Source organism: Streptomyces sp. NPDC091292 (assembly GCF_044757265.1).
Classification (GTDB): Bacteria; Actinomycetota; Actinomycetes; order Streptomycetales; family Streptomycetaceae; genus Streptomyces.
This window is the reverse complement of the sequence record NZ_JBIVUQ010000005.1, coordinates 155,624-176,032: the sequence shown is the minus strand read 5'-3', so window position 1 is coordinate 176,032 and position 20,409 is coordinate 155,624. Positions and strand designations below refer to the sequence as shown.

Annotated in this window: 18 protein-coding genes; 7 read left to right on the top strand and 11 right to left on the bottom strand. The window is 70.2% G+C overall.

Annotation, left to right across the window (positions count from 1 at the left end):
* The first annotated feature begins 61 nt into the window (after positions 1–61).
* Complete coding sequence (locus tag ACIQNU_RS17200; protein ID WP_401366703.1) at positions 62–1,369, top strand: sensor histidine kinase; 1,308 nt, start codon at positions 62–64, stop codon at positions 1,367–1,369.
* Between the two features lie 7 nt (positions 1,370–1,376).
* Here the strand turns inward: ACIQNU_RS17200 and ACIQNU_RS17195 are convergent, their stop codons facing one another.
* The 11 genes from ACIQNU_RS17195 to ACIQNU_RS17145 form a co-directional block, all read right to left on the bottom strand.
* Positions 1,377–2,441, bottom strand: coding sequence for an alpha/beta hydrolase (locus ACIQNU_RS17195; protein ID WP_401366701.1), 1,065 nt, complete (start codon positions 2,439–2,441; stop codon positions 1,377–1,379).
* A gap of 167 nt (positions 2,442–2,608) precedes the next feature.
* A complete protein-coding gene (locus tag ACIQNU_RS17190; protein WP_401366699.1) occupies positions 2,609–3,790 on the bottom strand; it encodes a macrolide family glycosyltransferase in 1,182 nt (393 codons plus the stop codon).
* 9 nt (positions 3,791–3,799) lie between these two features.
* Positions 3,800–4,783 carry a Gfo/Idh/MocA family protein gene (locus tag ACIQNU_RS17185; protein WP_401366698.1) on the bottom strand — a complete coding sequence of 328 codons (984 nt, stop codon included), beginning with the start codon at positions 4,781–4,783 and terminating at the stop codon, positions 3,800–3,802.
* Complete coding sequence (locus tag ACIQNU_RS17180; RefSeq protein WP_401366696.1) at positions 4,780–6,177, bottom strand: NDP-hexose 2,3-dehydratase family protein; 1,398 nt, start codon at positions 6,175–6,177, stop codon at positions 4,780–4,782. The genes ACIQNU_RS17185 and ACIQNU_RS17180 overlap by 4 nt, the downstream gene beginning before the upstream one ends.
* A 43-nt stretch (positions 6,178–6,220) precedes the next feature.
* Positions 6,221–6,964 (bottom strand): NAD-dependent epimerase/dehydratase family protein, encoded by a 744-nt coding sequence (locus ACIQNU_RS17175; RefSeq protein WP_401366694.1) that lies wholly within the window; start codon positions 6,962–6,964, stop codon positions 6,221–6,223.
* Between the two features lie 42 nt (positions 6,965–7,006).
* The gene (rfbH, locus tag ACIQNU_RS17170) at positions 7,007–8,320 is read right to left on the bottom strand and encodes a lipopolysaccharide biosynthesis protein RfbH (protein WP_401366692.1); all 1,314 of its coding nucleotides are present in this window, start codon (positions 8,318–8,320) and stop codon (positions 7,007–7,009) included.
* Between the two features lie 2 nt (positions 8,321–8,322).
* A complete protein-coding gene (locus tag ACIQNU_RS17165; protein ID WP_401366690.1) occupies positions 8,323–9,321 on the bottom strand; it encodes an NAD-dependent epimerase/dehydratase family protein in 999 nt (332 codons plus the stop codon).
* Positions 9,308–10,294, bottom strand: a complete 987-nt coding sequence (gene rfbB, locus ACIQNU_RS17160; protein WP_401366688.1) for a dTDP-glucose 4,6-dehydratase — start codon at positions 10,292–10,294, stop codon at positions 9,308–9,310. Before rfbB ends, ACIQNU_RS17165 begins: the two co-directional genes overlap by 14 nt.
* On the bottom strand, positions 10,291–11,358 hold the full coding sequence (locus tag ACIQNU_RS17155; RefSeq protein ID WP_401366687.1) for a glucose-1-phosphate thymidylyltransferase: 1,068 nt from the start codon (positions 11,356–11,358) through the stop codon (positions 10,291–10,293). The genes rfbB and ACIQNU_RS17155 overlap by 4 nt, the downstream gene beginning before the upstream one ends.
* A gap of 113 nt (positions 11,359–11,471) precedes the next feature.
* Complete coding sequence (locus ACIQNU_RS17150; protein ID WP_401366685.1) at positions 11,472–12,044, bottom strand: dTDP-4-dehydrorhamnose 3,5-epimerase family protein; 573 nt, start codon at positions 12,042–12,044, stop codon at positions 11,472–11,474.
* A gap of 43 nt (positions 12,045–12,087) precedes the next feature.
* The gene (locus tag ACIQNU_RS17145; RefSeq protein WP_401366684.1) at positions 12,088–13,374 is read right to left on the bottom strand and encodes an activator-dependent family glycosyltransferase; all 1,287 of its coding nucleotides are present in this window, start codon (positions 13,372–13,374) and stop codon (positions 12,088–12,090) included.
* Positions 13,375–13,810: 436 nt separating this feature from the next.
* Between ACIQNU_RS17145 and ACIQNU_RS17140 the strand changes: the two genes are divergently transcribed.
* The 6 genes from ACIQNU_RS17140 to ACIQNU_RS17115 all read left to right on the top strand — a co-directional run bounded on the left by ACIQNU_RS17140 (position 13,811) and on the right by ACIQNU_RS17115 (position 20,379).
* Entirely contained in the window at positions 13,811–15,064 is a 1,254-nt protein-coding gene (locus tag ACIQNU_RS17140; protein ID WP_401366683.1) for a sensor histidine kinase, read from the top strand.
* Positions 15,065–15,157: 93 nt separating this feature from the next.
* A complete protein-coding gene (locus ACIQNU_RS17135; RefSeq protein ID WP_401366682.1) occupies positions 15,158–15,766 on the top strand; it encodes a DNA-binding response regulator in 609 nt (202 codons plus the stop codon).
* A 190-nt stretch (positions 15,767–15,956) separates the two neighbouring features.
* Positions 15,957–17,795, top strand: a complete 1,839-nt coding sequence (locus ACIQNU_RS17130) for a 2-oxoacid:acceptor oxidoreductase subunit alpha (RefSeq protein WP_401367112.1) — start codon at positions 15,957–15,959, stop codon at positions 17,793–17,795.
* Entirely contained in the window at positions 17,785–18,840 is a 1,056-nt protein-coding gene (locus ACIQNU_RS17125) for a 2-oxoacid:ferredoxin oxidoreductase subunit beta (RefSeq protein ID WP_401366680.1), read from the top strand. The genes ACIQNU_RS17130 and ACIQNU_RS17125 overlap by 11 nt, the downstream gene beginning before the upstream one ends.
* Positions 18,837–19,157, top strand: a complete 321-nt coding sequence (fdxA, locus tag ACIQNU_RS17120; protein ID WP_401366678.1) for a ferredoxin — start codon at positions 18,837–18,839, stop codon at positions 19,155–19,157. The genes ACIQNU_RS17125 and fdxA overlap by 4 nt, the downstream gene beginning before the upstream one ends.
* A gap of 214 nt (positions 19,158–19,371) precedes the next feature.
* Positions 19,372–20,379: an AfsA-related hotdog domain-containing protein gene (locus tag ACIQNU_RS17115; protein ID WP_401366676.1), complete on the top strand. Its 1,008-nt coding sequence runs from the start codon at positions 19,372–19,374 to the stop codon at positions 20,377–20,379.
* The last annotated feature ends 30 nt before the right edge of the window (positions 20,380–20,409 follow it).

Below are 20,409 nucleotides of genomic sequence, written 5' to 3'. Positions count from 1 at the left end.
CCCGCCGGGCCGTGGACCGGCCCGGCGGGACGGCGCACATGGTTGCGGGGGACCCGTGCAGATGATGGACAGTCGTGACCGCTCCGGCGTATTTGATCGTTCCAATCGATCCGGCCGTACGGACGAATCGGCGGACGGCAGACCCGAGGCGGTCGCCCCGCCCTCGCTCTCACCCTCACCCTCCGCCTCACCCGGTGGCTGCGTTCCCGCTCCCCGTATCGCCCGCACGCTCCTCGTCACCACGCTCCTCGGCCACGGGCTCCTCACCACCGCGGGCATCCTCACCGCCGGAGTGTCCCCCACGGCCGAAGCGACCGGCCTGCTCCTGCTGCCGCCGATCCTCGCGCTGCAACTCCTCCACTCCGCAGCGGGCAGCGACCGGGCCCCGCTGCCCCGCACCTGCGTCACCCTCACACTCCAGGCACTGCTCACCTACCTTCCGCTGGTCGTCTTCGACGCCTACTGGGAGACGATGGCCGGCTACCTCGCCGCCTCCTTACTCCTGCTGCTGCCACCCCGGGCGGCCTGGCCCCTCTACGCCACCGTGGGACTGAGCACCCTCGTCCCGCCCCTCCTCGACGGCCAGCCCCTCCTCCGCAGCCTCCAGCTCACCCTCTCCACACTGCTCACCGGACTCGTCCTCTACGGACTCGCCCGCCTGACACACTTCACCATCCACCTCCACACCACCCGCGCCGAACTCGCCCGGCAGGCCGTCACCGGTGAACGGCTCCGCTTCGCCCGCGACCTCCACGACCTTCTCGGCTTCAGCCTCTCCGCCATCAGCCTCAAGAGCGAACTCGTCCACCAGCTCATCCCCACCCGGCCCGACCGCGCCATGAAGGAGATCGGCGAGATCCTCACGCTGGCGGGTCAGTCACTCACCGACGTCCGCAGAGCCGCCGGTGGCTACCGCGCCCTCTCGCTCCAGCCGGAGATCAGAACCGCGCAATCGATGCTCCAGGCCGGCGGCATCCACGTACACGCAGAGGTCGAACTCCCCCCGCTCGCACCCCGCGTGGACACCGCGCTCGCCACCACCCTGCGCGAGGCCGTCACCAATCTTCTGCGTCACAGCAACGCCACGTACTGCCGCATCAAGGCCGTCCAGCGTGACGGTGTCGTCCGGCTGCTCGTCGAGAACGACGGTGCCGACCCCGGCCACCGCAACCCCGCACCGCACAGCGGCAACGGACTCGGCAACCTCCACGCGCGGGTGGCCGGCATAGGCGGACGTCTCGAAAGCGGCCATGGCGAAGACGGCACCTTCCGCCTCCTCGCCGAAGCACCCGCGAAACCGTCGGACACACCCGCGGACACCACGGGCGACGCCGTGCCCGCCCGCCCCGGGGGGCCGGGCATGTCCTGAACGGCCGTCAGCGCGACACCGTCGCACGCGGCGTCGGCCGGGCACCGCGGCGCGCGAGGCGCAGCCACAGCAGTTGGGAGAACAGCCAGCGCCGCATCGCTCCGAGATGGGCGGGCGAGCCGTGGACGTCGTCGAACGTCTTGAACCGGACGTCGTGCAGCGTGCGGCGCAGCAGCGTCTGATCCGTGTCCGGGATGATCTCGTCGCGGCTGCTGGCGACGTACCGGACGGGTATCCGGACCCGCTGAAGGTGCTCCGGTGTGAGGGCGAACTCCGGTAGCCGGTGGCGGAGTTCGGTGAGGTCGTCGCTGCCCGTGAGGCGGCGCAGGGTGTGGGCCGTGATGCCGGGCACCCGGGGCCACCAGGTCTCGTCGGTGAAGAAGTCGGAGACGGGGGCGCCCACGGTGAGGACGCGGCGGATACGGGGGTCATCGGCGGCGGCGCGCAGGGCGAGGTGGCCGCTGAAGCTGAGGGCGAGCATCGAGGTGTCGGAGACCTGGGCGCGGTCGGTGAGCCGGTCGAGCAGGAAGCTGAGGGTGCGCCAGGAGTCGGGCCCGTAGGTGACGGTGTTCTCGCCGACGCCGGGCAGCTCGGTGACCACGGCGGCGAAGCCGAGCTTGCGGAGCAGGGGCAGCAGCGGCGCCCACTGTTCCTTGACGCTGACGATGCCACCCATGACGATCAGCAGCGGGCGGGACCTGTCGAGCCCGGCGGCCCAGCAGGCGATGGTGCCGCCCGTGCCGTCGGGGTCGGTGAACTCCAAGCGCTCGACACCTTCCTGGCCGCGGCGCCACTGGTCGAAGGTGTCGACGCAGAGCCGCTGGGCGGCCAGGCGATCGGCGTCACCGTGGTACGGGAAGCGGGCGAGCGCGTAGTGCCGGCAGGCGTCGAGGAGGTCGTCGCGTGCGGCGGCGGCACGGCCTTCGGCGGTCCACACCGCGGCCCAGGAGTCCGGGTCGTCCGTGGTGTCGTTGGTGACACGCGCGAGGACACGGGTGGCGTGCTCGGCCGTCATGCCCTGGCCCCGGGCGTGCAGGCGGGCGAATTCCTTCAACTCTTCCAGATGGTCCATCGGGTCACCGTCCCGGTCGGTGTGCGGTGTGCGGTGTCGTTCGGACGGCCCCGGGCATGACCGGGGCCGTCCGATGCCGACCCGGTGTCGCACGGCCTGTGAGCGAGGGCCGTGCGACACCGGTGCGGGCCCGTCCGCGCCACGGATCCGCGTCGCGGCGGGGGTCTTCAGCTCTGCTGGGCGACGTATGCCTCGACGGCGTCGGCGGCGACGGCCGGACCGTCGACGGCGTGCATCCGCTCCCGCATGGCCCGCACCCGTTCGGCCACGGACGCGTCGCCCGTCACCCCGGCCACGGCCTCGCGCAGGCTCTCCACCGTGACGTCCTCCTTGGCGAGCCGGCGGCCGAGGCCCAGCTCCTCCACGCGCTGGGCGTTCGCCCGCTGCTCGCTGGTCTGCGGCACGACCACCATGGGCACGCCGCTGTTCAGCGACTCCATGGTGCTGTTCATTCCACCGTGGGTGAGGAACAGCCGGGCGTGGCGGAGCACGTCGAGCTGCGGCGCGTACCGCCGTACGTCGACGTTCGCGGGCAGCGGTCCGAGCCCTGCGGGGTCGGTGTGTTCGCCGACGGTGATGAGGACGTCCCACTCGGAATCGCCGAAGGCTTCGATGGCCATCGTGAAGAACTCCGGCCAGCCCCGGGCGGAGGTGCCGAGCGAGATCAGCAGGACGGGTCGGTCGGCCGAGGCCGGCTGCCAGGTGCCCTGGTAGGGGCGTTCGGCGATGCAGGGGCCGGTGAAGACGAACCGTTCGTCGAAGGTCTCGCCCGCGTACTGGAATTCGCGCGGGAGGAAGGCGATCCCGAGCTTCTCGATCCCCGAGAGGAAGCCCATGGGGTCGGCGGGCAGGCCGAACTGGGGCAGCACACCCGCGAGTTTCTGCACCGCTTCCATGATCTGCGGGTCGGTCAGCTCCGCCACCGGGAACTTCTCCCGGAGCGAGAAGTGCTCGTTCGCCGCGAACACCGGGTACGTCCGGATCAGCGGAATGTCGTTCTTGGCGGCGAGGAAACGTGCTCCCCATGCCATGAAGTCATGGACGATGACATCCGGTGTGTTCTCCTCGTAGAACGGTGCGACCTGTTCCACGAGGGACGTGCTCTCGTTCAGGCACCGCAGCCCTTCGCCCGCGTTCTCGGCGGCGGTCAGGGGGGCGCGGTAGAAGTCGCCGAAGACCGATTCGTACCTGACCGGTTCGGCGCCCGCGGCCTTGATGATCGGGGCGAAGTGGTCCGTCGCGGTGCAGGTGACGCGGTGACCTCGCTTCACCAGCTCCTCGACCAGGCCGACCGTGGGGTTGACATGGCCTACGGCCGGAAAGTTGAAGAACGCTATGTGGCGTCGCACGCATATCTCCTAAGTTCTGACGGGTTCTCGGCGCGAGGCGGACCGGTGTGTCTCGTCGAGGAGTTCGGCCTGCCGCAGGGTGGCTCGGGTGTCCGGGAGGATTCCGGTGCGGACCGAGGCGGCGAAGGCCGCGACGGTGGCCGCCACCTGGTCGTGCGGCGCGAGCCGGATCTCCTCGGTGTTCCCGCCGCGGTGCAGACCGATCACGGGGACGTGGTCGGCGGGCGGGGTGTACGCCCGGTCGACGGTGATGCCGCCTTCGCTGCCCCACAGTGCGTACGTCGAGCGGTACGCGTCCTCCATGCCGAAGGTGATCTGAGCCGTGACGGCTCCGGGGGTGCTCAGCAGCGCGGCACCGGAGGTCTCGACCCGCCGTCCCGCGCCCCGGACGAGGCGGGCTCCGACGATGTCGAGTTCGGGGCCGAGGAAGTGCAGTGCGGCCCGGAGGGGGTAGACCCCGACGTCCGCCAGGGCGCCGCCGCCGAGTTCGGGATCGTATCTGATGTCACCGGGCGGAAGTGGGGGGATGGTGAACACCGCCTGGAAAGACCGGAGTTCACCGATGGCGCCGTCGGCGAGCAGGCGCTGAACGGCGCTGTGCCGGTGGTGATGGACGAACATGACGTTCTCCATGAGCACCAGGTCGCGGCTGCGGGCGAGGTCGAGCAGTTCCGCGGTGCGGTGGCGGTCGGTGGTGAGGGGTTTCTCCGCGAGCACGTGCTTGCCCGTGCGCAGGGCGGCCTCGGTCCACTGGGCGTGCAGGGCCGCGGGCAGCGGCACGTAGACGGCCTGGACGTCGTCGCGTTCGAGGAGTTCGCCGTATCCGTGGACGGGGCGGCAGTCGAAGCGTGCCGCTATCTGCCGGGCCTTGTCCGGGTCCCGGCTGGCGACGGCCGCGATCTCGATGTCGGGGCTGGCGGCGAAGGCGGGCAGCAGGCGGCGCACCGCGATGCCCGCGCAGCCGAGCACCCCCACCCGCAGGGGTTCGGTCACCGGCCGCTCACCGCCGTCGCGTTGAGGCAGGCGAGCATGGTGCGGGCCTGGACGTTGAGGTAGTGGCCGTGCCGGACGAGGAAGGTGAGCTGCCCGGGGGTGACCCAGGCGAAGCCGGGCGGCGGGTCGAGGGGGGCGTCGGCCTCGTCGGCCTCGACGATGAGGAAGCGGCTCTCGGCGTTGAGGAAGCGCCCGCCCTCCTCGGAGTGCACGACCTCGTACCGGATACGGTCCGCGCTCGCACGCTGCACCGTGTCCAGGAACCGGGGTCGCTCCTTCTCGGGCAGGTGGGCGTAGTTGTCCGGGGTGCACTGGACGGTCGGTCCCAGCTCGACGGTGTCCAGGAAGCCGCCCTCGACGCGGGCGTGCATCAGGACGTGCGGGACGCCGCCGATCTCGCGGGTGAGGAAGGCGGTGACCCCGAGGCCGACCGGCTCGAACAGGGGTTGGGTCCAGCCCGTCACCTCGCGGTTCCCGGCCCGTACGGACACGGCGACGACGTTGAAGTAGCGGCCTTCCTCGTGCGCGATCGTGCTGTCTCCGCGCTTCCAGCCGGGAATGGACTCCAGCGGGACGCGTTCGGTCCGTACGGAGTGCCGGGTGCGCTCGCCGGTGATCCAGGAGAGCAGTTCGATGTCGGAGAGCAGCGCGCCGTCCGAGGTGTCCGCGAAGGGCAGGCAGGACAGCACCGTACGGGAGTCCATGTTGACCACGTTGTCCCGGCGCAGCAGTGCGTGGATCTGTCCGAGGGTGAGCCAGCAGAAGTCGTCGAGGAGCGGCACGTCACCGACCGCCTCCACGACCATGTTGCGGTTGGACTTGCGGTAGAACCAGGAGCCGTGCTCGGACTGGAGCACGTCCGCGACGATCCGGCCGCGCCGCGGCCCGACGAAGTACTCGATGTACTTGACGTCCGCACCCTTGTGGGCCTTGGTGTAGTTGCTGCGGGTCGCCTGGACGGTGGGCGAGAGCTGGAGCAGGTTCGGGTTGCCCGGCTCCATCTTCGCCTGCATCAGGAAGTGCAGTACCCCGTCGAACTCCTTGGCGAGGATACCGAGGATGCCGACCTCGGGCTGTTTGATGATGGGCTGGTACCACTCGGCGTGGGGACCGTCGCCGTGGGGTTCCCCGTCCTCCGTGATGTGCAGGCCCTCGACGGTGAAGAACCGGCCGCTGCGGTGCACCAGATTCCCGGTGGACTCCTGGAACGACCAGCCGTCCAGCTCCGCGAACGGTATCCGCTCCACCTGGAAGGTGTTGGCCCTGCCCCGCTCGGCCAGCCAGTCGCCGAAGTCGTCGGTACGCAGATGCGCGCCCTCGACGGTGGCGGCCGACTGTGCGATACGGGCGGGCAGGCTCTGGCTGTCGCGCGTCTGGATGATGTGGGACGGCATCGGAGGGACTCCCCGGCTTTCTCGTGATGCGTACGCGGCGGGGTCAGGCATGGTCGGCCGCGAGGAAGTCGTTGAGGACCAGGCGGTAGTAGTCGGGGCCGAAGCCCATGTCCGCCACCTGAGGGACCAGGGCGCGCAGCTTCCGGGTGGAGATGTCGTACGGGACACCTGTGTCCACGTACTCCTTGTGCGGTGCGAGCCCCAGCGCGGCGGCGAGGTGGTCGACTATGGCCTCGACCGGGACGGCGAATCCGGAGGCCACGTTGACCGTGTCGGCCCGCAGGCCCGCGGCGAGCAGCCGGTCGATGATGGTGAGCGCGTCGCTCACCCGGATCAGGTCGCGGGCGGCGCCCCGATGCATGGTGACGGCGCCTTCGCGTACCTGCCGGAGCAGGGTGGGGATGAGCTGGTGGTAGCGGCCGTGCGGTCCCACCAGGTGGGCGAGGCGGAGGATGAGGTGGTCGACGCCGCTCTCGCGCAGTTGCTCCTCCAGGGCGAGTTTGTGCGCGCCGTAGGGGGTGTACGGGGTCACGGGTGCGTCCTCGCTGCCGGGTCCCTCGGCGAGTCCGTACAGCCCGGTCGCGGCGGTGGAGAAGAACAGCAGCCGTTGCCCGCCGGCCGCGCACTGCTTGGTGATGTCGCGCAGCAGCGCGGCCTCCCGTGCGAAGTCCGCGTCGGTGGCGCCGCTCGTTCGGGACTCCCCCGCGGCGAGGGCCACGGTGCCCGGATGTCGGCCGGCCAGCGGACGCAGACTCCGCGCCAGGAAACCGGTTCCCACAATGTCCATCGTCCTCGTCCTGATCTCTGGGTGGGAGGCGGTCCGTCGCGCTCAGCCGCGCTGGGCCACGAACTCCTTGATCGTGGCGGTCATGTAGTCGAGCATTTCGTCGGTGAGCCCCGGGTAGACGCCGATCCAGAAGGTGTGCTCGGTGATGATGTCGCTGTTGGTGAGGGCGCCGACGACGCGGTGGGGCTGGCCGATGTAGGCGGGCTGGCGGGTGAGGTTGCCCGCGAACAGGCGCCGGGTGCCGATCTTCCGCTCCTCCAGGTGCGCGACCAGTTCGGCGCGGGTGAAGGCGGCCTCCGGATCGACGGTGATGACGAAGCCGAACCAGCTCGGCTCGGACCTCGGGGTCGGTTCGGGGAGCAGCAGGCCCGGCACACCGTCCAGGCCCTCGCGCAGCCGGCGCCAGTTGCGCCGCCGCGCCTCGATGAACCCGTCGAGCTTGGTGAGCTGCGAGAGGCCGAGGGCGGCCTGGATGTCGGTTCCCTTCAGGTTGTAACCGACGTGGGAGAAGATGTACTTGTGGTCGTATCCGGCGGGCAGGTTGCCCATCTGGTACTCGAACCGCTTGAAGCACGTGTTGTTCTTGCCGGGTTCGCACCAGCAGTCCCGGCCCCAGTCGCGCAGCGACTCCACGATGCGGGCCACTGCGAGGTCGGAGGTGAGGACACAGCCGCCCTCGCCCATGGTGAGGTGGTGCGCGGGGTAGAAGCTCACCGTGGTCAGGTCGCCGAAGGTGCCGGTGATCTGCCCGTCGTAGGTGGAGCCGACCGCGTCGCAGTTGTCCTCGATGAGGAACAGGTCGTGGTCCTTGGCGAGTTGGGCCACCTCGGCGACCTCGAAGGGGTTGCCCAGTGCGTGCGCGATGATGATCGCCCGGGTCTTGGGGCCGATGGCCCGCGCCACCCGGTCGGCCGTCGTGTTGTACGTGGTGAGGTCCACGTCCACGAAGACGGGCAGGAGTCCGTTCTGCAGGATCGGGTTGACGGTGGTGGGGAAGCCCGCCGCGACGGTGATCACCTCGTCGCCCGGCTTCAGGCGCCGGTCACCGAGCTGGTGCGAGGTGAGGGCCGAGACGGCGAGGAGGTTCGCCGACGAACCGGAGTTCGTCAGATGGGCCTTGCGCCGCTTCAGCCGCTTGGCGAAGGCGGTCTCGAACTTCTTGGAGCTGGGCCCGGCGGCAATGCGCAGGGTCAGCGCGGCCTCGACGATGGCGACCCGGTCCGCTTCGTCCAGGACCGCCCCTGACGGCCAGATCTCGGTCTCGCCGGGCACGAACTCCCGGTCGGGCGCGGTGTCCTGGTGGTACTTGCGGACCTGGTCCAGCACCAGTTCCTTCTGGTCGGCGGTGTCACTCATCGTCATTTCCTTCCGTTGGCCGGCGCCGGCACCGCCGCCGCGAGCAGGTCGCGCAGCGAGGCGTCGAGGGTGCGCCGGGGCTGCCATCGCAGGAGCCGCAGCGCCCGTGACACGTCCAGTTGCTGCCACTCGGCGCCGGGGCCCGAGGGCTGATCGGTAACGGTCTCGACCACCGGAAGGTCCACACCGCTGAGTTCGACCATGCGGTGGATCAGCGCGTCCATCGGGACCGCCTCGCCACGGGCGATGTTGATCACCTGGCCGCCGATGTCGGCGGCCGGTGCGGTGGCGGCGGCCCGTACGGCGTCGACGGCGTCGCGCGCGTCCACGACGTCGCGGTGGGCGCGCAGCGGCGGAAGCCTCAGCTCGTCCGGTTTCTCGCCCAGGTGCTGGGCGCGGGCGGCCTCGCCGAGGTGTGCGGCGACCTTCCCGAAGAGGCTGCCGGCCGGCACCCCGGCGCCGATCACGTTGGCCAGGCGGAGCACCACACCGTCGAGGCCGTCCTCCGCCGCCGCGCGCAGCACGATCCGGGTGCCGAGGAGTTTCGTGCGCCCGTACGGTGTGACGGGCGCGGGCTCGTGCTCCTCGGACGTACCGGCGCCCGGCGTTCCGGCGCCGTACTCGTGGACGGTGCCGAGCTGGATCAGCCGCGGCGGGTGCGGCAGGTCGACGAGTGACTCGGCGACCCGGGCCACCAGGTCCGCGTTGCCCGCGGCCATCTCGGCCTCGCCTGCCTGCCACACCCGCCCTGCGGCGTTGACCACCACGTCGGGCCGCACCGAGCCGAAGAACCGGGCGAGTTCCCGCGCGCCGGTCGCCAGCAGGTCCATGCGGACGGAGCGCCTGTCCGCCGGGCCGTCCCCGGCCGGGGTACGGGACACCAGGTGGACCAGGGCGCCGTCGGCGGCGAACGCCTCGCCGATGCGGCGGCCCAGATAGCCGGTGCCCCCGAGCACCACGACGCGGAGCCCGGCGGCTCCCTCGTTGTCAGCGCTCTGCACGGTCGGCCCCGTACTTGACGGTCTTCCACCAGTCCGGGTTGTCGCGGTACCAGGCCACCGTGGCGGCCAGGCCCTCGTCGAACCCGGTCTGCGGCGCATAGCCCAGCTCTTCACGGATCTTGGTCTCGTCGACGGAGTACCGCAGGTCGTGTGCCTTGCGGTCGGCCACGTGGCGGATCATCTCCGGGCCCGAGCCGGTCAGTTCGAGCAGCCGCTCCGTGATGCCGCGGTTGGTCCGCTCGTTGCCGCCGCCGATGTTGTAGACCTCACCGGCCCGGCCGCCGTCGAGTACGAGCTGGATGCCTCGGCAGTGGTCGTCCACGTGGAGCCATTCGCGGATGTTGCGTCCGTCGCCGTACAGCGGCACCTGCCGGCCTTCCAGCAGGTTGGTCACGAACAGCGGGATCAGCTTCTCGGGGTGCTGGTGCGGCCCGTAGTTGTTGGAGCAGCGCGTGATGGAGAGGTCCACTCCGTGGGTGCGCCAGTAGGTGCGGGCGACCAGGTCGGAGCAGGCTTTGGACGCCGCGTAGGGGGTGTTGGGCAGCAGCGGCCACTCCTCGGTCCAGGAGCCTTCCGCGATGGAGCCGTACACCTCGTCGGTGGAGACGTGCACGACCCGCTCGACCCGGCTGTGCAGCACCGCGTCGAGGAGTGTCTGGGTGCCGAGGACGTTGGTGCGGAAGAACTCCCCGGCGCCCTCCAGTGAGCGGTCCACGTGGGACTCCGCCGCGAAGTGCACCACGGCGTCGTGTCCGGGCAGGACTTCGCGGAGCAGGGCCGCGTCGCCGATGTCGCCCCGGACGAACTCCAGGCGCGGGTGCGAGGCGGGGAGGTTGTCGCGGTTGCCCGCGTAGGTCAGCTTGTCGTAGGCGGTGACCTGGGCGCCCTCCCAGCCCGCGTAGGTGTCCGCGAGGAGGTTGCGGACGAAGTTGGAGCCGATGAAACCGGCCGCTCCGGTGATGAGGATCCTCATGCCGCGACTTCCACTCGGGTGTGGTCTCCGACGACCAGGCGGTACCGGTCCGTGCTCTGTCCGGTGGTGCCGACGGAGGCGGAGCGGCCGATGACGGAACTGCGCAGGCCCTGGACGCCGGTGACCGACGCACCGTCCAGGGCGATGGAGTACTCCAGCCGGCTCGCGGTGACGACGCAGCCGCGTCCGATGGATGTGTGCGGGCCGATGTGGCTGTCCTCCACGACCGTGCCGGCCCCGATGATCACCGGCCCCTCGATACGGGAGCGCGCGATGCGTGCCCCCGCCTCCACGACGACCGGTCCCGCGAGCACGCTGGCGCCGTCGACCTCACCGGCCACGGAGGGCCGCAGGCTCTCCAGGACACGCTGGTTGCAGTCGAGCAGGTCCTCGACGTTCCCGGTGTCCTTCCAGTAGCCCTCGTACTGTCCGGCCCGCACATCCGCTCCCGACGACACCAGCCACTGGATCGCGTCGGTGATCTCCAGTTCGCCGCGGGCGCTGGGCTCGATGGCCCGTACCGCCTCGTGGATGGCGGGGGTGAAGAAGTACACCCCCATCAGGGCCAGGTCGCTGCGCGGCTGCTGCGGCTTCTCCACCAGGCGCAGCACCTCGCCGCCGGGGCCCAGTTCGGCCACGCCGAAGGACCGGGGGTCCTGCACCTTGTACACGACGACGTGGGCGGCCGGGCGGTGCGCGGTGAACTCTTCGGCGATGCCGGCGATTCCCTCGGGCAGCATGTTGTCGCCGAGGTACATCACGAAGTCGTCGTCGCCGAGGAAGTCCCGGGCGATGACGACGGTGTGGGCGAGGCCGAGCGGGGCTTCCTGCGGGATGTAGGTGAGCCGGGCCCCGAGATGTGATCCGTCGCCGAGCACCTGGCGGATCTCGGGGCCGCGGTCGCCGACGATGACGCCGATCTCGGTGACGCCCAGATCGAGGATGTTCCTCAGGACGTACTCCAGGACCGGTGTGTTCGCGATGGGGATGAGCTGTTTGGGCATCGAGTAGCTGAAGGGCCGTAGGCGGGTGCCCGATCCGCCGGCCAACACCAGAGCCTTCATGGCAGGTCCTCTCGGTTCATGTGGTGATGCCTCTTCGGTCTGGTGCGCGGGTGGCGGCCGTGCATGCGTCGTCCTGGCGCGCCGGCGGCCGGCAGGACAGGCGTGCCGACACGTCAGGCGGCGTCGAAAGCGGACAGCGTGCCTGCCGCGAGGGCCTCGGCCAGCGAAGGCGCCTTCGCGTCCTTGTCCGAGATGAGCGGTGTCCCGGCGCAGTCCCAGGGCAGGTCCAGGTCGGGGTCGAGCGGGTTGATGTCGATCTGTGTTCCGGGAACGTAGGTGCTGGAGACGACGTAGCAGATGCAGCTGTCGTCGGTGAGCGCCAGGAAGCCGTGGCCGACGCCCTCGGGGACGTACACGGACCGGCCCGACGCGGCGTCCAGTTCGTTCACCTGGTGTCTGCCGAAGGTGGGGGAGCCGACCCGCAGGTCGACGACGATGTCGCGGAGCACGCCCCGGACGCAGGTGACGAACTTGGCCTGGCCCGGGGGGATGCGGACGCTGTGGATGCCGCGCAGGGTGTGGCGTCTGGAGACCGAGTAGTTGATCTGGCGGGGCTGGAAGGTGATCCCGGCGGAGCGCTCCAGTGCGTCGGTCCGCATCGCCTCGTAGAACACACCCCGGTCGTCGGATATGTGGTCCGGCTCGATCAGAAACGTGCCGGGGATGGTGGTTTCCTCGATACGCACGGCTCGCTCGCCCCTTCGTCCCGAACTCGGTGGTGGAGGCCGGTCAGCCGCGGTGCTCGGCGGTCAGCCGTTCCAGGACCGGGACCACGTCCTTGGGAGCCGGTGCGGCGAGCATGTCCTCGTACAGACCGCGGGCGCCGAGCTGGAAGGACGGCTCTCCGAGCAGCCTCAGGAGGTCCTTCTGCACGCTGTCCACGTCGATCGCCGCGGGGTCGGCGATCAGCCCCGCGCCCCGGCGCAGGACATACCGCGCGGTGACCATCTCGTCCCACATCGGGAGTGGCGCGACGAGCTGCGGCACCTTGAACGCGACGGCGGCGGCGAACGTCCCGCCGCCTCCGTGGTGGATGATCGCCGAGCTGGTGGGCAGCACCTGGTTGAGGGGTACGTACTCGATGGCGCGGACGTTGTCCGGGAGGGTGCCCACGGCGGTGAGCTGTTCGCCGTTGAGCGTGGCGACGAGTTCGAGGTCAAGGCCTGACACGGAGTCGAAGAACTCGCGCATCGGGAAGCCGCTGTGCCGGCCGGCGAGCAGGCGGCGGCTCACCCCCAGGGTGAGGACGGCGCGGGGCCGCTCGGGCCGGGAGTGCAGCCATTCGGGAAGGGTGGCGGCGCCGTTGTACGGGACGCGGCGGACCGGGACGTACATCAGGTCCAGCGGGTGGCGCATCCGGGACTGGGTCAGGTCCAGGGTCCACTGGCCGACCAGTGTCTCCTCGGTGAAGTCGAGGCCGTAGCGCTCAAGGACCGGGCCAAGCCACGACATCCACGGGTCCTCGGTGGCGCCGGAGGACGGATCGGCCTGCTCCTCCCGTGTCTTGGCGCGGATCAGGCCGATGTTGTCCATGCCGAACAGGAGGCGGGCGTGGGCGGCGCCGCAGGCGCGTGCGGCGACCGCGCCGGTCGGGGCCAGCGGGTCCCACAGCACCAGGTCGGGGCGCCAGTCCCGGGCGAACGCGACCAACTTGTCCAGGACGGGGCGGGGCCCGCCGCTCGCCGGCTGCGGCGGGTAGTACGCGTGGAACATGCCCGCGAGGACAGCCCTGGCCTGGCGCCACGCGTTCTCGTCGTCCGGGTCGAGCGCCAGCGTCGGCCGGTTGGGGCCCGCGCCGGCGATGAGGGGCGCCAGCGACGCGGTGAGTTCCTCCTTGCCGCCCAGCGACACCGCGGTGAGGCCCGCCGAGGTGATGTTCGCGATCACCTTCGGGTCGACCACGCCCTCGGGGCTCGCCACCACGACCTCGTGACCGGCGCTCTGCAGCGCCCAGGCCAGCGGAATGGCTGGATAGAGATGTGCCGATGTCGGAAAGATGGTGAAAAGAACGCGCATCGCTGACCTCTCCGAGACTGCCGGCCCGACGCCGACGCGTGCTGTTCGTCCCGCATCCTGCGAGGGGCCTCTAAAGAGCCGCTTGTGCAGAGCGGGCGGCACGCGGCCTTCCGCCGGAGGGGCCCCTGGGCGCCGAGAGATCAGTGGGCCCCATGTGCCCCATGTGCTTCATGTGCCGGTGCCGACCCGGCGCCGAAATCCGGGTGGCCACAATGACCGTTTCCGAATCCGGCACTTCCGGGCGAAGTTGGACCTGGGGCGCTTTATGGCATCCTCATGGACGGCGTAAAAAGTTGAGCCCTTTTCAACTCTTCACCCCAAAGCCCATTGGTTCCGCAAATTTGTGCCCGCGAGACCCTGTTCGCTGCACAGTCTTTACTACCTTGACTTATCATCCCCGCAGAATGGCGCACATGGTTGCGGGGGACCCGTGCAGATGATGGACAGTCATGACCGTTCCGACCGTGCGGACAAGTCGACGGGCGGCAGACCCGAGGCGGTGGCCCCGCCCGTACCCGGCAGCGACCTTCCGGTCCCCCGGCTGGCACGCACCCTCGTCCTCACCGTACTGCTGGGCTACGCGCTCCTCACCACCGCCGGGATCCTGAGCGCCGGGGTGTCCCCCGCCGCCGAAGCGACCGGCCTGGCCCTGCTGCTGCCGCTGCTCGCGCTGCAACTCCTCCATTCCACCCCCACCAGCCCTCACACACCCCTGCCCCGCATCGGCCTGACCCTCACTCTCCAGGCATTCCTCACCTACCTCCCACTCGCCGTCTTCCACGCCTACTGGGCGACCATGGCCGGCTACCTCGCCGCCTCGTTCCTCCTCGTGCTGCCACCCCGAGCAGCCTGGCCGCTCTACACCACCGTGGGACTCAGCACCCTCGCCCCACCCCTTCTCGACGGCCGGCCGCTCGTCGAGAGCATCCTCTTCCCCCACACCACCCTCCTCACCGGACTCGTCCTCTACGGGCTCACCCGCCTCGCGCACCTCACCACCCATCTCCACACCACCCGCGGTGAACTCGCCCGCCAGGCCGTCACCGGCGAACGGCTCCGCTTCGCCCGCGACCTCCACGACCTTCTCGGCTTCACCCTCTCCGCCATCACCCTCAAAAGCGAACTCGTCCACCAACTCATCCCCACCCAACCCCACCGCGCCAGAAAGGAAATCGACGAAGTCCTCACCCTCGCGGGCCAATCCCTCACCGATATCCGCAAAGCCGCCCATGGCTATCGCACCATGTCACTCCAGCAAGAAATCAGAACGGCGCAATCCATGCTGCACGCCGCGGACATCGACGTGGACGTACACGTCGAACTCCCCCCGCTCACCCCCCACATCGACACCGCGCTCGCCACCACACTCCGCGAGGCCGTCACCAACGTGCTCCGCCACAGCAACCCCACCCACTGCCGCATCACGGCCGTCCATCACGGCGAGGCGGTCCGGCTTCTCATCGAGAACGACGGCGCCGACCCCGCCTACCACAACACCGCGCCCCACAGCGGCAACGGACTCGGCAACCTCCGTACCCGCATCACCGCGATAGGCGGACGTCTCGAAACCGGTCACGGAAAGGACGGCACATTCCGACTCCTCGCCGAAACCCCCACGAGAAACGCACCGGAAGCGTCCGCGGACCCGGCCGCGGAACCAACGGAGATCAAGTTCCCCCCTCATGGATAAGCCGCACGATCGACACGTACCCCTGCAGCAACGGTATGGACCACGACACCTCGCCACGATCCGGCCCCCTCACGGACCGCAGACGGGAGCGCAGTGATACGGATACTGATCGCCGAGGACATGAACATGGTCCGCGGCGCCCTGGTCGCTCTGCTGAATCTCCAGGACGATCTCGACGTGGTCTGCGAGGTCGAACGCGGCGACGAGATCGTCGACATGGCGCTCAGACACCGGCCGGACGTCGCCATCATCGACATCGATCTGCCCGGTGTCGACGGCCTGTCGGCCGCGGCTCAGCTGCGCGAACGACTCCCCCAGTGCCGCGCCCTCATCCTCACCAGCCTCGGCAGGCCCGGCACCCTGCGCCGGGCCCTGGAGGCCCGGGTCTCCGGCTATCTCCTCAAGGACGCGCCGTCCGCCGAACTCGCCGCCGCCGTACGGCGCGTGGCGGCCGGGCACCGGGCGGTCGACCCGGAGCTGGCGCTCGCTGCCTGGGGAGAGTCCGAGAGCCCCCTCACCGACCGCGAGACCCAGGTACTGCGGCTCGCGGCGGAAGGCGCGGAGGCGCGGGAGATCGCGTCGATGCTGCGCTTGTCGGCGGGGACGGTACGCAACTATCTGACCACCGTCGTCACCAAACTCAACGCGCGTAACCGGGTCGACGCGATCCGCATCGCCCGGAACGCGGACTGGCTGCCGTGACGGCGCCCCCGGGGCGCGGCCGGGCGGCTTTGGCCGGTCACAAGGGTCGCTCAATACCGTGCGGCGGCAGGCAGCCAGCTGCGTCGACGGGAAGGAGCGGCCGGTGGCCGTTGACACGACTCCTACGAGTGATTCGAGCGCCCCCGGGGACACGGACGGGACGGCGCGTCCGGCCCAGGAGGTCCGTCGGCTGGACCGGGTGATCATCCGGTTCGCGGGTGACTCGGGCGACGGTATGCAGCTCACCGGCGACCGTTTCACCTCGGAGACGGCGTCCTTCGGCAATGATCTGTCGACCCTGCCGGACTTCCCCGCCGAGATCCGGGCGCCCGCGGGAACCCTGCCGGGTGTGTCGTCGTTCCAGTTGCACTTCGCCGACCACGACATCCTCACTCCCGGCGACGCGCCGGACGTGCTGGTGGCGATGAACCCGGCCGCGCTGAAGGCGAACCTGGCGGATGTGCCGCGCGGCGCCGAGATCATCGTCAACACCGACGAGTTCACCGGGCGCGCGCTGACGAAGGCCGGCTGGGCCGCCTCACCGCTGGAGGACGGCTCGCTGGAGGCGTACGCGGTGCATCCGGTGCCGCTGACCACCCTGACGGTGGAGGCGCTGAAGGACTTCGGTCTGACCCGCAAGGAGGCCGAGCGCAGCAAGAACATGTTCGCGCTGGGGCTCCTTTCGTGGATGTACCACCGGCCGACCGAGGGCACCGAGGCGTTCCTGCGGCGGAAGTTCGGCAAGAAGCCGCACATCGCGGAGGCGAACGTCACCGCGTTCCGGGCCGGCTGGAACTTCGGCGAGACCACCGAGGACTTCGCCGTCTCCTACGAGGTCGCGCCCGCCACCGAGGCGTTCCCCCCGGGCACGTACCGGAACATCTCCGGGAACCTGGGGCTGTCCTACGGGCTGATCGCCGCGTCCCGGCAGGCGGATCTGCCGCTCTACCTCGGGTCGTATCCGATCACTCCGGCATCGGACATCCTGCACGAGCTGTCCCGGCACAAGAACTTCGGTGTGCGGACCTTCCAGGCCGAGGACGAGATCGCGGGCATCGGCGCCGCGCTGGGCGCGGCGTTCGGCGGTGCCCTCGCCGTGACCACCACCTCGGGCCCCGGCGTGGCCCTGAAGTCCGAGACCATCGGTCTGGCGGTCTCGCTGGAGCTGCCGCTGCTTGTCGTGGACATCCAGCGCGGCGGGCCGTCCACCGGCCTGCCCACCAAGACCGAGCAGGCCGATCTCCTCCAGGCCATGTACGGCCGCAACGGGGAGGCCCCGGTGCCCGTCGTCGCCGCGCGGACCCCCGCCGACTGCTTCGACGCGGCGATCGAGGCCGCCCGGATCGCGCTGACCTACCGCACCCCGGTCTTCCTGCTCTCGGACGGCTACCTCGCCAACGGCTCCGAACCCTGGCGCATCCCCCGCGCCGACGAACTGCCCGATCTCCGGGTGGAGTTCGCCACCGGTCCGAACCACACCCTGGACGACGGCACCGAGACGTTCTGGCCCTACAAACGCGATCCGCTGACCCTGGCCCGCCCCTGGGCGGTACCGGGCACCCCCGGCCTGGAACACCGTATCGGCGGCATCGAGAAGCAGAACGGCTCCGGGGACATCTCGTACGACCCGGCCAACCACGACCTCATGGTCCGCACCCGCCGGGCCAAGGTCGACCGGATCTCCGTCCCCGACCTCACCGTCGACGATCCGCACCGCGCCCGCACGCTCGTCGTGGGCTGGGGGTCCACCTACGGACCCGTCACCGCCGCGGTCCGCGCACTGCGCGCGGCGGGCGACCCGATCGCCCAGATCCACCTGCGCCATCTCAACCCGTTCCCCGCCAATCTCGGGGAGGTTCTGGGGCGCTACGACCGGGTGATCGTCCCCGAGATGAACCTGGGGCAGCTCGCCGCCCTGCTGCGGGCCAAGTACCTGGTCGACGCGGTCTCGTACCACCAGGTCGACGGAACACCGTTCAAGGTGGAGCAGCTCGCCACCGTTCTCAAGGAGGCCGTCCATGCCGGTTGAGGCTCTGTCGCTGGTGCCGAAGGCGGAGGTTCCGCTGTCGGTACGCGACTTCAAGTCCGGCCAGGATGTGCGCTGGTGCCCCGGCTGCGGCGACTACGCGGTCCTGGCGGCCGTGCAGGGCTTCCTGCCCGAACTCGGACTGGCCAGGGAGAACATCGTCTTCGTCTCGGGCATCGGCTGCTCGTCCCGCTTCCCGTACTACATGAACACGTACGGGATGCACTCCATCCACGGCAGGGCCCCCGCCATCGCGACCGGCCTGGCCACCTCACGGCGTGATCTGTCCGTCTGGGTGGTCACCGGTGACGGCGACGCCCTGTCCATCGGCGGAAACCACCTCATCCACGCGCTGCGCCGCAACGTCAACCTCAAGATCCTCCTCTTCAACAACCGGATCTACGGTCTGACGAAGGGCCAGTACTCGCCGACGTCCGAGGTCGGGAAGGTCACCAAGTCGACGCCGATGGGCTCGCTGGACGCGCCGTTCAACCCCGTCTCGCTGGCGATCGGCGCCGAGGCCTCCTTCGTGGCCCGCACCATCGACTCCGACCGCGCGCACCTCACCGACGTGCTGCGGCAGGCCGCCGCCCACCCCGGCACCGCCCTGGTCGAGATCTACCAGAACTGCAACATCTTCAACGACGGTGCCTTCGACGCCCTCAAGGACCGAGGGCGGGCCGAGGAGGCCGTCATCCGCCTGGAGCACGGTCGGCAGATCCGCTGCGGCGCCGACCGTTCCCAGGGTGTCGTACGGGACGCGTCGACCGGCGAGCTGAAGGTGGTCGCGGTCACACCGGAGAACGAGGCACGTGTCCTCGTCCACGACGCCCACCACACCAACCCCACCACGGCGTTCGCCCTGTCCCGCCTCGCCGACCCCGACACCCTGCACCGCACACCCGTCGGCGTCTTCCGGTCCGTCGACCGGCCGGTCTACGACGCCCTGATGTCCGACCAGTTGGAAACCGCCGTCGAACAGCACGGGAAGGGTGATCTCGCCACCCTCCTGACCGGCAACGACACCTGGACCGTGGAGACCTCATGACCTACGTCATCGCCCAGCCCTGCGTGGATCTCAAGGACAAGGCCTGCGTCGAGGAGTGCCCCGTCGACTGCATCTACGAAGGTCCGCGCAAGATGTACATCAACCCCGACGAGTGCGTGGACTGCGGCGCCTGCGAGCCCGTGTGCCCGGTCGAGGCGATCTTCTACGAGGACGCCCTGCCCGACGAGTGGGCCGGTTACGGCACGGCCGAGCGGGAGGTGTTCGCCGCGACCGGGGCGCCCGGCGGGGCGAGCGGGGCGGAACCACTGGCACAGGACCACCCGGTTGTCGAGGGAGAGCCGGTGGCGGCGGGCTGAGGTTCGGGGGCGGGGCCCGAGGGGTACGGGCCGGGCGCGAGGGGTACGGGGGCGGGGCGCGAGAGGTACGGGGGGCGCCGAACCTTTCGTACTTCAGTGCGGCTTCCCCGGTACTTCAGCGGAGTGGGGCAATGTGCAGCCTGTCCAACGCACTTACCCCCATCAGCGTTCCGCAAGAGCCGCCGGACACCGCCGCAAAGGATTCCCCCATCCCATGGACACCTTTACCGCACCGTCCCCCTCCCTCCTCGGGGCGCACCATCTGGTCCACAGGCCGGCCAGCCCCGAGGCGTTTCTCCTCAAGGCCACCGCACCGATGCGGCAGAACTTCGCGTTCTCCGCGGAACTACCCGAAGAACACCCGCTGTTCGGCGGGTCCGTATCGCAGTTCCACGACCTGCTGTTCCCCGTGGAGTCACTGCGCCAGACCATGCTGTTCGCGGCGAGCCGGTACTTCAGAGTGCCCGCGAACTGGCACCCCGTAGTGGCATCCGGCAGCGCCGGTATCACCCGTCTGGACGCCTGGCGCCGCGGCGACCCCCGGGCCGGGATCGCCCTGGAGCTGGGGATGACACCCCTCGACATGGTGGGCGGTGTGCCGCGCGGCCTGGAGTGCGCCGCCTCCGTCTCCATCGACGGCGAGCGCTGCGGCACCGCGTCCGCCCGGCTGGTCTTCCTCGCCCAGGGCGTCTACCGCAGCCATCGCGAACTCGGGCGCCGCCAGAGCGAGGAGTCCATGGCGGCCGGGCACGGTGAGCCGGCGTCCCCGGGCATACCGCTGCCCGAACAGGTCGGACACCGGGACAGCCGTAACGTGCTGGTCGGGCTGCCCGAGCGGACCGGCGCGGACGGCCATGACGGACTGGCCTTCCCCGTCGACGCCAAGGCCGCGGCGGAGCTGCGGTTCGAGGGCGACGCACCGGACGACGTGCCGCCGATGCTCTTCCTGGAGGTCTCCCGCCAGGTGGGGCTGCTCGCCGCCGCGGAGCTGCGCGGCTTCGTCCCCTCGCACGCGGTGCTGTCCCGCTGGCAGGCATCGTTCCGCGGCTTCGCCGAGCCAGGACTGCCGTTGCACTGCACGGTGCGCGAGGGTGCGCGCCGTACGGACGGGCGGGTGTGCCGGGACGCGGAGGGCCGGCCGGTGGTGGAGCTGCGCCTGTCGTTCGTCCAGGGCAGCCGGGTCGTGGCGCGGGTCTCCGTTTCCGTGCTCCAGGACTGCTGAGCCGCGCCGTGAGATACAGAGTTCTCGGCC